The 11,848-nt window shown below is 58.7% G+C and carries 13 protein-coding genes and 4 pseudogenes; all 17 read right to left on the bottom strand.

Annotation, left to right across the window (positions count from 1 at the left end):
• Positions 1-16: 16 nt before the first annotated feature.
• Positions 17-685, bottom strand: a complete 669-nt coding sequence (locus tag J8C01_RS12440) for a restriction endonuclease subunit S (RefSeq protein WP_211433163.1) — start codon at positions 683-685, stop codon at positions 17-19.
• On the bottom strand, positions 675-1,730 hold the full coding sequence (locus J8C01_RS12435) for a PDDEXK nuclease domain-containing protein (RefSeq protein ID WP_211433162.1): 1,056 nt from the start codon (positions 1,728-1,730) through the stop codon (positions 675-677). Before J8C01_RS12435 ends, J8C01_RS12440 begins: the two co-directional genes overlap by 11 nt.
• Positions 1,720-2,076 carry a HepT-like ribonuclease domain-containing protein gene (locus tag J8C01_RS12430; protein WP_211433161.1) on the bottom strand — a complete coding sequence of 119 codons (357 nt, stop codon included), beginning with the start codon at positions 2,074-2,076 and terminating at the stop codon, positions 1,720-1,722. The genes J8C01_RS12435 and J8C01_RS12430 overlap by 11 nt, the downstream gene beginning before the upstream one ends.
• Positions 2,073-2,363 (bottom strand): nucleotidyltransferase family protein, encoded by a 291-nt coding sequence (locus tag J8C01_RS12425; RefSeq protein ID WP_211433160.1) that lies wholly within the window; start codon positions 2,361-2,363, stop codon positions 2,073-2,075. The genes J8C01_RS12430 and J8C01_RS12425 overlap by 4 nt, the downstream gene beginning before the upstream one ends.
• Positions 2,353-2,487, bottom strand: a complete 135-nt coding sequence (locus tag J8C01_RS15530; RefSeq protein WP_256444044.1) for a hypothetical protein — start codon at positions 2,485-2,487, stop codon at positions 2,353-2,355. Before J8C01_RS15530 ends, J8C01_RS12425 begins: the two co-directional genes overlap by 11 nt.
• Positions 2,488-2,522: 35 nt before the next feature.
• Entirely contained in the window at positions 2,523-4,226 is a 1,704-nt protein-coding gene (locus J8C01_RS12420; RefSeq protein WP_211433159.1) for an ATP-binding protein, read from the bottom strand.
• Positions 4,223-5,902 (bottom strand): class I SAM-dependent DNA methyltransferase, encoded by a 1,680-nt coding sequence (locus J8C01_RS12415; protein ID WP_211433158.1) that lies wholly within the window; start codon positions 5,900-5,902, stop codon positions 4,223-4,225. Before J8C01_RS12415 ends, J8C01_RS12420 begins: the two co-directional genes overlap by 4 nt.
• 141 nt (positions 5,903-6,043) lie before the next feature.
• Positions 6,044-6,385, bottom strand: coding sequence for a hypothetical protein (locus J8C01_RS12410; RefSeq protein WP_211433157.1), 342 nt, complete (start codon positions 6,383-6,385; stop codon positions 6,044-6,046).
• A gap of 285 nt (positions 6,386-6,670) precedes the next feature.
• Positions 6,671-7,426: pseudogene (locus J8C01_RS12405) on the bottom strand (methyltransferase domain-containing protein); the annotation flags it as partial.
• Positions 7,427-7,430: 4 nt separating this feature from the next.
• A pseudogene (locus J8C01_RS15405) lies at positions 7,431-7,820 on the bottom strand (type I restriction endonuclease subunit R); the annotation flags it as partial.
• Between the two features lie 185 nt (positions 7,821-8,005).
• Positions 8,006-8,128 (bottom strand): annotated as a pseudogene (rhuM, locus tag J8C01_RS15400) (RhuM family protein); the annotation flags it as partial.
• 238 nt (positions 8,129-8,366) lie between these two features.
• Entirely contained in the window at positions 8,367-8,942 is a 576-nt protein-coding gene (locus J8C01_RS12395) for a restriction endonuclease subunit S (protein ID WP_256444049.1), read from the bottom strand.
• 329 nt (positions 8,943-9,271) lie between these two features.
• Positions 9,272-9,415 (bottom strand): annotated as a pseudogene (locus tag J8C01_RS12390) (nucleotidyltransferase family protein); the annotation flags it as partial.
• Positions 9,416-9,426: 11 nt separating this feature from the next.
• Positions 9,427-9,561 (bottom strand): hypothetical protein, encoded by a 135-nt coding sequence (locus tag J8C01_RS15525; protein WP_256444043.1) that lies wholly within the window; start codon positions 9,559-9,561, stop codon positions 9,427-9,429.
• A 47-nt stretch (positions 9,562-9,608) separates the two neighbouring features.
• On the bottom strand, positions 9,609-10,643 hold the full coding sequence (locus J8C01_RS12385; RefSeq protein WP_211433154.1) for a DNA-methyltransferase: 1,035 nt from the start codon (positions 10,641-10,643) through the stop codon (positions 9,609-9,611).
• Positions 10,640-10,993: a hypothetical protein gene (locus J8C01_RS15395; protein WP_249355524.1), complete on the bottom strand. Its 354-nt coding sequence runs from the start codon at positions 10,991-10,993 to the stop codon at positions 10,640-10,642. Before J8C01_RS15395 ends, J8C01_RS12385 begins: the two co-directional genes overlap by 4 nt.
• Positions 10,983-11,744: a HEAT repeat domain-containing protein gene (locus tag J8C01_RS15390; protein ID WP_249355523.1), complete on the bottom strand. Its 762-nt coding sequence runs from the start codon at positions 11,742-11,744 to the stop codon at positions 10,983-10,985. The genes J8C01_RS15395 and J8C01_RS15390 overlap by 11 nt, the downstream gene beginning before the upstream one ends.
• Positions 11,745-11,848 lie beyond the last annotated feature (104 nt).

Below are 11,848 nucleotides of genomic sequence, written 5' to 3'. Positions count from 1 at the left end.
GTGTTAGGTCCTATTGTCAGTCTAACCAAGAGGCGAATTGGCCAGAATGTAGAGGCTTATTGGGGCGAGTCGCCGATTCGCCCCTACATTTGGCGAGGACCTGCTCGAAGTCCACGAACCACGACTTGAACAGCGCCCGCACCATCGCCTCCAGCGTCTCGCTCATCCGCCGGTTCAGCTCTATCTTGTCGTCCAGCGTGCATAGGATGTGGGCAATGGCGCGCTGTTCGTTTAAATCGGCGGGAAGCACGACCTCAATGCCAGAGAAGCGGTTCTTTGAGACGTTCGTATAAACAGAGCCACCTGCACCGGCGAATTCCAGTTCATGTCCAAGTCGCGTGAACACGTAATAAAGGAAGCGGGAGTCAACCTCATCGTTCGGTATGACGCTATTGATCTGCTGATTGGTGAAGCTTGGTCGAGTAGTGATGCCACATCTCCCAACCGTCGCTATGCACGACATCATTACCGAACCAGCTGGCAACAGGCAGGAACGGAGTATTTCTGCACCCTTCTCAGACAGAGTGCGTTCGGTACGGTCGATTAGGACGCGCCCATCAAGGTCGGGAATTGTAATGAATGGGTAAGGTCCGCCGAAGTTGGAGCTATCCGCGGTCGGCGGCGTCTTCCCGGTCACAACTCGCCCAAGGGAGCCAATCTTTCGTTTCACCCACTCACCCGCCATAGCCTTCTTCCTCCAAATTTCCTTCGTCCAATTTAGCCAGCTCGGCTTCCAGTTCCTCAACCGAAGGCAGGGCACCTCGGAGTTCGGCAGGCAGTGCCTGCGCCTGGCGGTACTCCGCCACGCCGAGGGGCTTACTCACATCCCGCAGGGCGTACTCCACCACCACACGGTTTCTCTCCTTGCATAGGAGAATACCCACTGTGGGGTTGTCTTGGGGATGGCGCAGGAGGTCGTCCACAGCTGACAGGTAAAAGTTGAGTTTGCCTGCGTATTCAGGCTTGAACTCCGTGGTTTTGAGCTCCACGACCACAAAGCAGCGGAGCTTCAAGTGATAGAAGAGCAGGTCCAGGTAGAAGTCCTCGCCGCCCACCTCCAGATGAACCTGCGATCCCACAAAGGCAAACCCAACGCCTAGCTCCACCATGAAGTCGCGCAGGTGTTCTACGAGTTTTTTGTGCAGGTCGCGTTCCAGCAGAGCATCGTGTGTGCTGAGAAAATCGAAGTTGTAAGGGTCCTTGAGGAGTTGCTGAGCAAGCTCCGATTGCGGCGCGGGCAGGGTGCGGGCAAAGTTGGTGAGAGCCTTTCCCTGGCGATGATAAAGGCCACTTTCGATCTGGTGCAGGAGGACCGCCCGGCTCCAGCCGTGTTCCACACAAGCCCGCAGGTACCACTTCCGCTCGCTGGGATCTTTGACCTTCGTCAGAACCGTGACATTGTGGAACCAGGGCAATTGTCCAGCAACCTGCTGGACAAATTCCCGGTCGGGGTACGCCTCGGCAAACGCCCGCATGTAGAACAGATTCGCCCGGGAAAGCCCTTTCATATCGGGAAACTCGCGACGCAGGTCATCGGCCAGGCGTTCAATGACCTTGGCGCCCCAGCCCTCCTGCTGCTGCTTCTGGAGAATCTCTTTGCCTATGTGCCAATAGAGCAGTACCAGTTCGCGGTTGACCGCCAGCGCCGCCTGTACCCTGGCAGTACGGATGCGCGATTTGAGATTCTCTAACAACTCGCCATAGCCAGTTGGCAATACTTCACCCGCCATAGCAGCCTGGCTCCTCCAACTGTTTTACAAGTGCCTCTATCTGGTTTTTTAGAGCGGGAAGGTCTCTTTCCACGGTTCTCCACACTTCCTGCAAATCCACCCCGAAATACTCGTGAACGAGCACGTTGCGCATGGCGACTATCTGCGCCCAGGGTATCTCAGGGTGGGCCTGATGAAAGGCTTTGCCAAGTTGCGCCGCCACCTCTCTGATGAGCTGAATGTGGTACAAGACCCAGGTTTGAATCAGTTCTTCCTGTTCAAACGCTTCTCGGCCCCGAGCGGCGTAACGCTCGATTTTCGCGATGGCATCCAGAATGTCCTTCAATCGCCCCTTCGGGTTCCTCATAGTGGAATGCCTTCTCGTAGGACTCGCTCACGGATACGGGGCTTGATGCCGCGACTGCTCACCACGTCCACCTTGACTCCCAGCAGCTCCTGAAGCTCAAGCCAAAGCCCGGCATGGTCGAGCAGACTGCGTCCCGGCTCGAAGTCAACAATCAGGTCAATGTCGCTTTGTTCATCGGCCTCGCCACGCGCAACGGAGCCAAAAACCCGTACGTTGCGGGCGCCATACCTGGCGCACACCTGCAGGATTTCCTCGCGTTTGACGTGCAACAGCTCCTCAAGCGTCATAGCCCAGTTCCTTGAGGTTTTTCCAGATCGCCTCGTCCAGCCGACGGGCTTCGGCATGCTGCTCGCGCACTATGCCGGGTTGTCTTTTCGGATAACAGCGTGTCGCCGTCAACCTGGCGCTCATATTTATGAGCGCGCTCATATTCCATTTGTGCACGCTCATATTTTATTGCCTCCGCTCGTAACGTAGTACGTCCCCTTGCGCGTACCTCGGCGAACCAGGCGCCCATCTTGCACCAACCGGCCAAGCAGACGCGTCGCCTGATAAGGACCGAGCCGGCATAGTTCCGCTGCTTCCCTACGGGTGATCTGCCCGTGAGTCGCGACGTATTGCAACACCATCTGTTCCTGCTGCAAAGGCTCGAAGCCGCGCTGGCGAACGTAGGCGGCAGGTTGGCCCAAACGGCGATAGGTGGCGGCCGAGAGGTGCCAGGTGCGGCCTTTGCGCTCCCCGCGCGGTTCCACCAGTCCCGCTTCCACCAGGCGGTTGAGCACGACACGAACCTCGGATTCGGGTTTCTGGATGAGGCGGGCTGCCTCTTCGGTGGTCAAGCGTCGGTCTTGCCAGAGGGCGTTCAGGAGCAGAAGTTCATCCAGACCCAGCTTGCGACCGGCGCGATCTTCTTCGACCACCAAGCGGACGAAGTCAAGGTTCGCCTGCCCTCCGGGGAGGACCACTACGACGCTGGACTCGTTGCTGCGGTCGTAGGAGGGGGCGGGCCGGCCGTTATGCAATTGCTCGTAAAAAATGGTATCAATGCCGCGGGCGGTCCGTTCGACGATGCCCGCGCGTTTGAAGGCGTCGGCCAGGAGAGGGTTACGTGGGCGGGGCGCGGTCACCAGCAGGTTATCCAACCGCACGCCCTCCGGGAAGCCGCCAGGGTTGGAAATCTCAAGGCGGTCGTCGTGCCATTGGACATGAACGGCGCCCAAGCGGGTGTAGTCGCGGTGAATCAGGGCGTTGGCGAGGGCCTCGCGGAACGCGGCGGACGGGTAGTCCGGAACGGCCACTCGCACCATGCCGACGAGGATCTCTTGCTCGCGGTTGCGGGCAGCGAACCGCTGCTCGAATTCCTCCATGAGGCGCAACAGCGGCCAGCGGAAGAAGTCGTTGACCTCGACGCTCTGGCCGCGAAGGACTTGAAAGGCGGCCTCGTGGGTGGGTAGGAAACGCCGCAGCGAATCTTCCTTGCCAAACAGGAGCAAGCCCAGCACGCGGATGCTGCGGACCTGCCCGTTGGCTTCCACGGCACCCAGGGCTTTGGCCAGTTCGAGGTCGGGCAATTTCAGGAGGGACTGGTCGCCGGCGCGGTGCTCGCGGATGCTGCGGCGGAAACGCTCGAATTCCAGCGGGTCCAGGTCATCCCAGGAGGCCTCGGGGATGACCAGGGCCGAGTAGTCCTGCGCGCCGCGGTCGGCCTGGCGGGCGTGCATCTCGTGGAAGAACATCGGCAGGCAGCAAGGGCGGCCATCGCCGCCGAGCGCCCGGCGGAGGTAACGGCCTGAAGTCGTGCCCACGGGAGCGAACTGGGGCGGGACTTCTACGACGATGACTTCCTTGCCTTGGCAAGGAACGACCTCAATGCGCGGGGTGAGCGACGGCCGGGTTCGGTTGGCGATGAGGGCCGTCAGGCGGACTGGGTCGGTTCGCCCGGATTCGTGACGGGGTCGGGCGCCGGTAACGCGGCCGTCATCTTCCACGCTGATGAGTAGCCAAGCGGGTGTGTCGGCACCGCGATTGGCCAGGCAGACCACCGACTCCACTAAATCGTCGTCGGACAAGGGGCTGCGTTCTTCACCCTTGAACTCGACGTCGATAGATTCGCCAGCGGCGATCAGTTCCTGGAGCCTCTCAGGTGTCATGGTTTCATCTCCCAGAAGCCCAGCTCCTTGAGGTTGGCGGCGATGGCGGCGTCGAGTTTGGCGGCTTCGGCCTGTTGCTCGCGCAGTTGCGCCACCAGCCGTTGCATCTTCTGGTCGAACGGTTCGTCGTCTTCTTCCTGTTCGGCGGCGCCGACGTAGCGGCCCGGCGTGAGCACGTAGCCGTGCTTGCGGACTTCTTCCAGCGTGGCAGATTTGCAAAAACCGGGGATGTCCCGATATTCCGGTAGGGGCGAGTCATGCCTCGCCCCTACGGTGCGCCAGGCGTGGTAAGTGTTGGCGATACGAGCGATGTCGTCGTCGGTCAGCTCGCGATGGGTGCGGTCCACCATGCGGCCCATCTTGCGGGCATCAATGAAGAGAATCTCGCCGCGGCGGTTGCGGGTCGTTGACCCGCCCCTACGGTCGCGGGCCAGGAACCAGAGGCACGCCGGGATTTGCGTCGAGTAGAAGAGCTGGCCCGGCAGGGCGACCATGCAGTCCACCAAATCTGCCTCGATGATGTTCTTGTCTGCCTCGATGATGTTCTTGCGGATTTCGCCTTCGCCGGACTGGTTGGAGGACATGGAGCCGTTGGCGAGGACGAAGCCGGCGACGCCGGTGGGCGCGAGGTGGTGGATGATGTGCTGGACCCAGGCGAAGTTGGCGTTGCCCGCGGGCGGAATTCCGAACTTCCAGCGTTTGTCCTTCCGGAGGTGCTCCCCGCCCCAGTTCTTCATGTTGAAGGGCGGATTGGTGAGGATGTAGTCGGCCTTGAGGTCGGGGAAGCGGTCGTTCAGGAAGGAGTCGCCCTGCTCGATGCGACCATCGATCCCGTGGATGGCGAGGTTCATCTTCGCAAGCCGCCAGGTGGTGTAGTTGGATTCCTGGCCGTAGATGGAGATGTCAGCTTTGGCTTTGCCACCATTGCCGTTCCCGCTGGCGTGTGCGCGGATGAACTCCACCGATTGCACAAACATGCCGGCCGAGCCGCAGCAGGGGTCGTACACGCGGCCACGGTAGGGCTCGAGCATCTCGACAAGGAGCTTCACCACGCAGCGCGGGGTGTAGAACTCGCCGCCCTTCTTGCCCTCGGCGCTGGCGAACTGCGAGAGAAAGTATTCGTACACACGACCGAGCACGTCCTTGGCGCGGCTTTCCTCATCGCCGACTTTGATGTTGCTAATGAGGTCGATCAGCTGGCCGAGGCGTTGCTTGTCCAGCGCGGGGCGGGCGTAGTCCTTGGGCAGCACGCCCTTGAGGGCCGGGTTGTCGCGTTCGATGGCGGCCATGGCGTCGTCCACGAGCTGGCCGATCGTTGGTTGCTTCGCCTGGGCCTTCAGGTGCGCCCAGCGCGCCTCGGGCGGGACCCAGAAGATGTTCTTGGCGCGGTATTGGTCGCGGTCATTCAGTAGCTTGGCCACAGAGTGACTGCGGTTGAGGGTCGAGGGCGCGATGTAGTAGTCGTCCTTGGGATCGTTGACCGCGCGTTCGAGGTATGCGTGCCGTTCCTCGAAGGCGTCGGAGATGTATTTGAGGAAGATGAGACCCAGGACCACGTGTTTGTATTCGGCGGCGTCCATCGAGCCGCGCAGGGCGTCGGCCATCCGCCAAAGCTGTGCTTCGTAGCCCAACGTCGCCGTGCTTGAGGCTCCATCTCGATTACGTTGCGATTTCATGGTGTGTTTTCCTCGAAGTGCAAAGCAAATTTCGCCACAAGAGCTATTGCTGTTCCCACTTCGGGCACAGGACTATGGGGATGCAGCCGAGATGGTGCTGTCCCGCACCACTAAGGTAATGCTGTAGCCCAAGCGCGAGAATTAAAAGTGGGTGTGCTTATCACTGAAGTGGCTTTGGCTATAAATGTCGTCACCGTGAGGCATTTGTGGATGCTGAATCTCAACGTTGAGCGCTCGGCCATCATCTACCGTGGTGTCGTAGGTTGTCAACCGATTCGTGATCGTTGTCTGGTGCCTTTGGGAGTCACGGGTAGTGAGCGAGAGCTTAAGTTCTCGAATGTAGGCGCCAAAAAATTCCATCTCCTCAAACCGCGCGGAAATGGTGATTTCAGCCTTGTGCTTTTTGGGTGGTTTCATGGCTATGCAAACAGATGGTGGAACAACGAGAATGGCAATAGTGAAACGAACGGAGTAGGATTCCATTGAGAGAGCGCTTTCGCACCCATTGTCCGATAGGAGCAGCGTGGATATGCCGCAGTAGGTTGTGCTCTGTGCGTTGGCAAAATGAAAACGCTCACCGGCATTGATGCTGACCGAAAGGGTACTCCACAGGCAAAATTACCCGAACATGAAGAGAATTTCGCAAGTAGGCACGTGCCAATCCGAATGGAAGGGGATGTTGCACCCGACGGCGGGAGGAAATCGCACGCGGTGGGAAAGTGACGCGACCCTTCCGAACAGGGCGCACTCTACGCGAGCAGAACACGATTATGCACGATCCCACCAGGCAACGATGTGGGCAGGCTTGGGGAGAATCCTGTTGGCGAGCCAATCGACGAGTCGCCATAGCCAGTGTGGAACGCGTCCGAGCAGAACATGCGTCCGTGCAATGAGCAAGGCTTTGTTCCCAAACGTTGTATAGCCGAACCGTCCCTGGCGCAGATACGAGGCGAGTCGGTGTTCGTCGAAACTGTTCAAGTGAGCGTGGATCGGTGTGGGCTGGTTGCAGTGGATGCAGAGGACGTAGCGAATGCGCTCCCGATACGGTGTGGAGATGAGCACACGTCCACCCGGCCGGACAACACGCCACATCTCGTCGAGCACTCGCTCCGGTTCTGGGAGATGTTCGATGACTTCGGACGCAACAGCACAGTCGAACGTAGCGTCGGCAAACGGGAGTCGCTCGCCGTGTGCGACGACTGCTTCGAGCTGCGCCCATTTCGTCTTGAGTCCTTCCTTGCGCTCGATTTCCTCGCCCTCGGTCACCTCCTCAAATTCCGCGTCAAGCCGCGGCTTGAGTTCCTCCGGCAGATCGAGCTTGGCCAAGCGGCTTTCGTAGTAGATGGGCACGGTCGCGCCGTCCTCGACCGCGCGCTGAATGTCGTAAATGCTGATGTAATCGCCGAACACGGCCCGCGTGTTGGCGTCGGCCAGCTCGATCGGCGTGCCAGTGAAACCTATGAACGAGGCGTGCGGCAGGGCGTCCCGCATGTGGCGCGCGAAGCCATGGCTGAAGTCGCACTGGCAATCACACGCTGCGGCCTTCGCCGTACGTAAGTGCAAATACAGTGTCGGTCAGCCAGCGTCTGAAGCTATCGTTATCGCTGAACTGTTTGAATAGCTCTGTATCGTCCTGAAGCAGCGCTGTCATCACGCGAACGAGCGCCTTGTCGTGTTCGATGCGGGCGTTTTGTTTGTCCGAGAACTTCCGAGCGTTCTGATAGGCGGAGTCAGCAGCAACACGCGCCGGAATTTCCTCAGTAATGAGTTTGCGCACCCGATCGGCATCAGTCCACGGAATGTTGCCGAACTGATCGTTGAACGCCTTAATGATGTTGGAAAGCCGGTCGAGTTCTGGTTCAGGCTTGTGCCCACCACCCGCAGTGGGTATCGGTTCGATCTCGGCAGCGGAATCCGGCCATGGTCGTAGTCGTCGAGAAGCTTGAGCGCCACGGCGTAGTCATGCACCACCCGCAACAGACCTGTTGCCTCCTCGCCGCTCATTGCTCGCCGGTCCGCAAGCGTGGAAACCAGCCGGATTGTCTGTTGCAGTTCCTGCAGCCGTCGTGCATTGACCATGTAGCCCTTGAGGATGTGGTCGCGCAGCACCTGAGTAGCCCAGATACGGAACTGGGTGCCGCGCTTGGAGTTGACCCGGTAACCGACAGAGATGATGGCGTCCAGACTATAGAACGCGACAGGCTTGTCCGAACCGGGAATGTGCATTTTTTGCACATTGCTTTTTTCTTCAAGCTCTCCGCTTTGAAAGATGTTGCGCAAATGCTTTGTGATAACACTTCGTTCCGTATCGAAAAGGAGAGCCATTTGCTTCTGGCTGAGCCAAATAGTATCCCTTTCCAGGCGGACGTCCAGCTTGACCGAGCCGTCGGGCGCCTGATAAAGCACAATCTCGCCGCCCTGGGCAGCCAGCGGTTCTCGGATCACCTGATGCTTCGATGTTGATTTACTCTTCGCCATTCGCCTCTTCCTGCGAATCTACGGTTGCGAGCTCATCGGCAACAGGCTTTTCTTCCTCGGTTCCAGCCTCCTCCTCAGGCGGCTCATAGGGCAACTGTACCGCGACCTCGCGCACATCCACCTTGCCGGTGACCACATCGGCGATGAGCCGCTCGCGGTACTCGCGCAGCAGTTCGATTTCCCGGCGTGCGACGGCGATGGCGGTATCGAGCTTGGCGGTCTCGGCGTCGAGGTATTCGACGATGGCGGTTTGTTCGGGGAGGGGGGGAAGAGGCACACAGAATCGGCCAAGCATGCTGCGGCTGACACGGTCTCTAGTACTTCCGCGAACAAGCGAGCCTATCCACTCTAGGTAGACTGGTGATGACATCGCATACACCAGGAATGCCGCGATTGCACTTTCGTTCGGCTTCAGAATGCACACATCGACCGACGCGATCATGCGTACTCCGAGGTTGGGCGCCAAACACGCTCGCCCAACCGGATCACCGAGGCGGCAAATTAGAACGTCTCCCGGCATGATCTCAGTGCACCTGAATGCAACAAACGTCTCTTCGTCGATGAAGCGGAATCCCTTCTCCCTGTAGTGACCGATACCAATGTTTCCTGTCTGAATCAGTCGGATTCCTTCAGCTCTTAATATATGGACTCTCGATCCAGTCGCCGTCTACAAAGGTCTTGTATCCCTTTCCCGCAAGGCTCTTGATTGTGCGTACCTCCCAATGCTCCGGCACGTGGCCCAGCCACGGGACGCCGGAGTCCTTGTAGGCCGGGTACGGCTTGCCGGTGCGGACGTCGATCTTGCCGGTGACGGCCTGGTGGATGAGGGCCTGACGGTATTCTTCGAGCAGCTTGATCAGCTTCTGCTTGGCGCGGGTGTAGCGCCGAATCCTCTACGAGAAAATCAATATCGCTTCGTTCGTCAGCCTCACCCCGGATAACGGAGCCGAAAACCCGCACATACCGTGCGCCGTGCCTTGCCGCAATACGCAGTATTTCTTCCCGCTGGGCTTTCAACCGTTCTCCCGGTTTCATGGACAGCTTCCTCATACAGGCGACCGGACGGCCGTGGCCGCGCTGGCGGCGCGTGGCGGCGGCGCTGCGGAATCGCGGTACTGCAATTCGTACAACCGGCGGTAAATCCCATCCGCGCGCACCACGAGTTCCTGATGCGTCCCCATGTGACGAAATCTCCAAAGACACAACACGGTTCATCCCCATGGATTGACTATGGTTCGCCCGTGGCGGCCTGCTCAAATAACTTGGGCGCACCCGACAGGTCCACCGGGATAGACTTCTGACCTGCGGACAGCCGGGCAAAATAGTCCCTCACCTCCCGCTCAGAAAGATGGTTCAGGAACCGAAGCGCCGAACTGGCAACATACTGCGGATTGATTTCCATCGCCATCCACCTCCGTCCAAACTGCTCGGCCACACTTCCTGTGGTGTTTGATCCGGCAAAGATGTCCAGCACCAGATCATCTTCCGTTGTGAGGAACCGGATGAAGAATTCAGGCAAGGCAGGTGGGAAACGGGCTGGATGGGGTTCCGCACCTACAAGCTTCGAGAGGCGCAGGTAAGAAGAGTTACTTTCGGTATTGGGAATCTGGAGCAGATTCGAGGGGATGGCACCACCGTTGTCCACGGCAAACCCCAGGCTGATGTCGTGGCCAGAAGGCCGCTCCCTGGGCTGGTAAAATGCCTGTGGATTCTTCAGCAGTGTTTTCATACGCTTGGAGTAAGGAACCAGAACCTGTCGGGCGTCCGCCTTCGGCCACTCGGATTTCGAGAACCACCACACGGTGTTGACGGCGTCCTTCACGCGGAGTTTGCGCTTGTTCACCCACTCAATAGGCGAGGGCAGTTTGGACGGGTTGTACCAGAAGAATTCTTCTGCAAGAAAGAAACCAACCTCATCACACATCTTCAGGAGAATGCGGTACGGATACAACGAACGCACTGGAACGCCGCGCTGATAGGCCCCACCCAGGTCAAGTACAAAGCTGCCGGTTTCACGCAGCACCCGCCGCACTTCAGCACCATACCGACACAGCCACCCGACATATTCGGATTGTTCCTTGTTGCCATAAGCTTTCTGGCGCAGGAGGGCAAATGGCGGAGAAGTCACCACAAGGTCTATGCAGTCGTTTGGGAGAAGCCGAAGAAGGTCCATGGCGTCACCAAGATAGCAAGCACCCTGCCGGGTAGTGTAAACCGGCGTCGGCAGTAGCCGGAAAGGTGTCGTGGCGGCAATTCCGGTCATGGCATGGCTCCCGGCGTCCAGTCGGCAGCAATCCAGCTCTCCAGGAAATTCCAGAGCACGGAGACGGCGTAGTGAACATCCGGCCGCCTGCTTTGCAAGGCGGCGACGTAGGGTGTGACGGCTTCCTTCGGAAGATGTGCCAGAGTCCAGGCGGGCCAAGTCGAGCTGGTTTGCTCTGCGAGTTCCGCAATCCTCCCTACTGGTACATTGGGAATCCGGCGCAAGGCTTCGGCAACTCCCGCAGCGATGTCAGTAGAGGGGTTCTCCAACCCTTTCACGAGCGGGTCAAATCCGATAGCCCCAAGGTCTTGGAGTGCATGGAGTGCTTCCTCACGAATTTCAGAAGCCACATCTGCAAACGCTTGGATTAAGAACCTCTGCGGCTTCTTTGGTTCCGTGACATCCGATTCCCCACGCACAGGCACTCCGCAGAAAAAGTGGCTGATTGGTGTCGTGAAGGACGGTACACAAAAGATCAAAAGCCGTCGGTGTGTGCGTCTCAGCCAAGGTTACGACGGCCTCCAATCGCATTTCCTCATCAGTGTCTTTCAAGATGGCATCGAACTGTTCTTCAGCAGAGTCTCCAACCACTTCACAGAGGTAAGCTTTCGCCTCCATGCGAACATAGGCATCTTCTTCCCTGTCTTCTGCCAAAGCCCTGACAACACCCTCAAGCTCAGTGGCCTTTGCCAGCCTGGCGAGTTTGCAACCGGTGAAACGAAGGGTGCGCTCGCGTGAAGCAAGCAGTCTCGCTACGTCACAGATGCCCACACAGCGGGATTCGTCGGTTGTCAGGGGCTTAACCTGACCGGCAAGTACCTGGTGACGCTGAAAGCTGTCCCCGGCCGCCAGGAATGGGCGTACGTCTTCGGCAAGCTTGAAATGCCGGCACCTGCATGGGTTGTTGTCCAACAGATATTCAAGGTGTTTCTCATTTACATCAACAACGCAGCCGCTGTCGGATGCGAAGCGGGCTTTCCACTTCACCTGAACCTCTGCCCCTTCGCTAATTCCCTTCGGCTTGAGCTGTTCCGGTGTGACCTGCTTGAAAGACTGTACTGTGAACAGGTTTATCCAGTCTTCGACCTGCCAGGCCGTCAAGTGACGTTCTCTCCAGAGAGAACGCTGTTTATGCAGACGGCCTGCGCTCCAAACGCTTTCGTCCGCTGACAGAATGGGAAAGGCAACCCAGTCCGAGTCAAGCA

The organism is Chloracidobacterium sp. D (assembly GCF_018304685.1).
GTDB lineage: Bacteria > Acidobacteriota > Blastocatellia > Chloracidobacteriales > Chloracidobacteriaceae > Chloracidobacterium > Chloracidobacterium thermophilum.
Note: the sequence above shows the minus strand (reverse complement) of the source record. Positions and strands in the feature narration are given on the sequence as shown.

Bases quoted from the DNA above. Each gene is read 5' to 3' on its own strand.
- J8C01_RS12385 (WP_211433154.1), bottom strand. From the start codon at position 10,643: ATGACCGGAATTGCCGCCACGACACCTTTCCGGCTACTGCCGACGCCG.
- J8C01_RS12425 (WP_211433160.1), bottom strand. From the start codon at position 2,363: ATGACGCTTGAGGAGCTGTTGCACGTCAAACGCGAGGAAATCCTGCAG.
- J8C01_RS12420 (WP_211433159.1), bottom strand. From the start codon at position 4,226: ATGACACCTGAGAGGCTCCAGGAACTGATCGCCGCTGGCGAATCTATC.
- J8C01_RS12435 (WP_211433162.1), bottom strand. From the start codon at position 1,730: ATGGCGGGTGAAGTATTGCCAACTGGCTATGGCGAGTTGTTAGAGAAT.
- J8C01_RS15530 (WP_256444044.1), bottom strand. From the start codon at position 2,487: ATGAGCGCCAGGTTGACGGCGACACGCTGTTATCCGAAAAGACAACCC.
- J8C01_RS15525 (WP_256444043.1), bottom strand. From the start codon at position 9,561: ATGGGGACGCATCAGGAACTCGTGGTGCGCGCGGATGGGATTTACCGC.
- J8C01_RS12430 (WP_211433161.1), bottom strand. From the start codon at position 2,076: ATGAGGAACCCGAAGGGGCGATTGAAGGACATTCTGGATGCCATCGCG.
- J8C01_RS12440 (WP_211433163.1), bottom strand. From the start codon at position 685: ATGGCGGGTGAGTGGGTGAAACGAAAGATTGGCTCCCTTGGGCGAGTT.
- J8C01_RS12415 (WP_211433158.1), bottom strand. From the start codon at position 5,902: ATGAAATCGCAACGTAATCGAGATGGAGCCTCAAGCACGGCGACGTTG.
- J8C01_RS12410 (WP_211433157.1), bottom strand. From the start codon at position 6,385: ATGGAATCCTACTCCGTTCGTTTCACTATTGCCATTCTCGTTGTTCCA.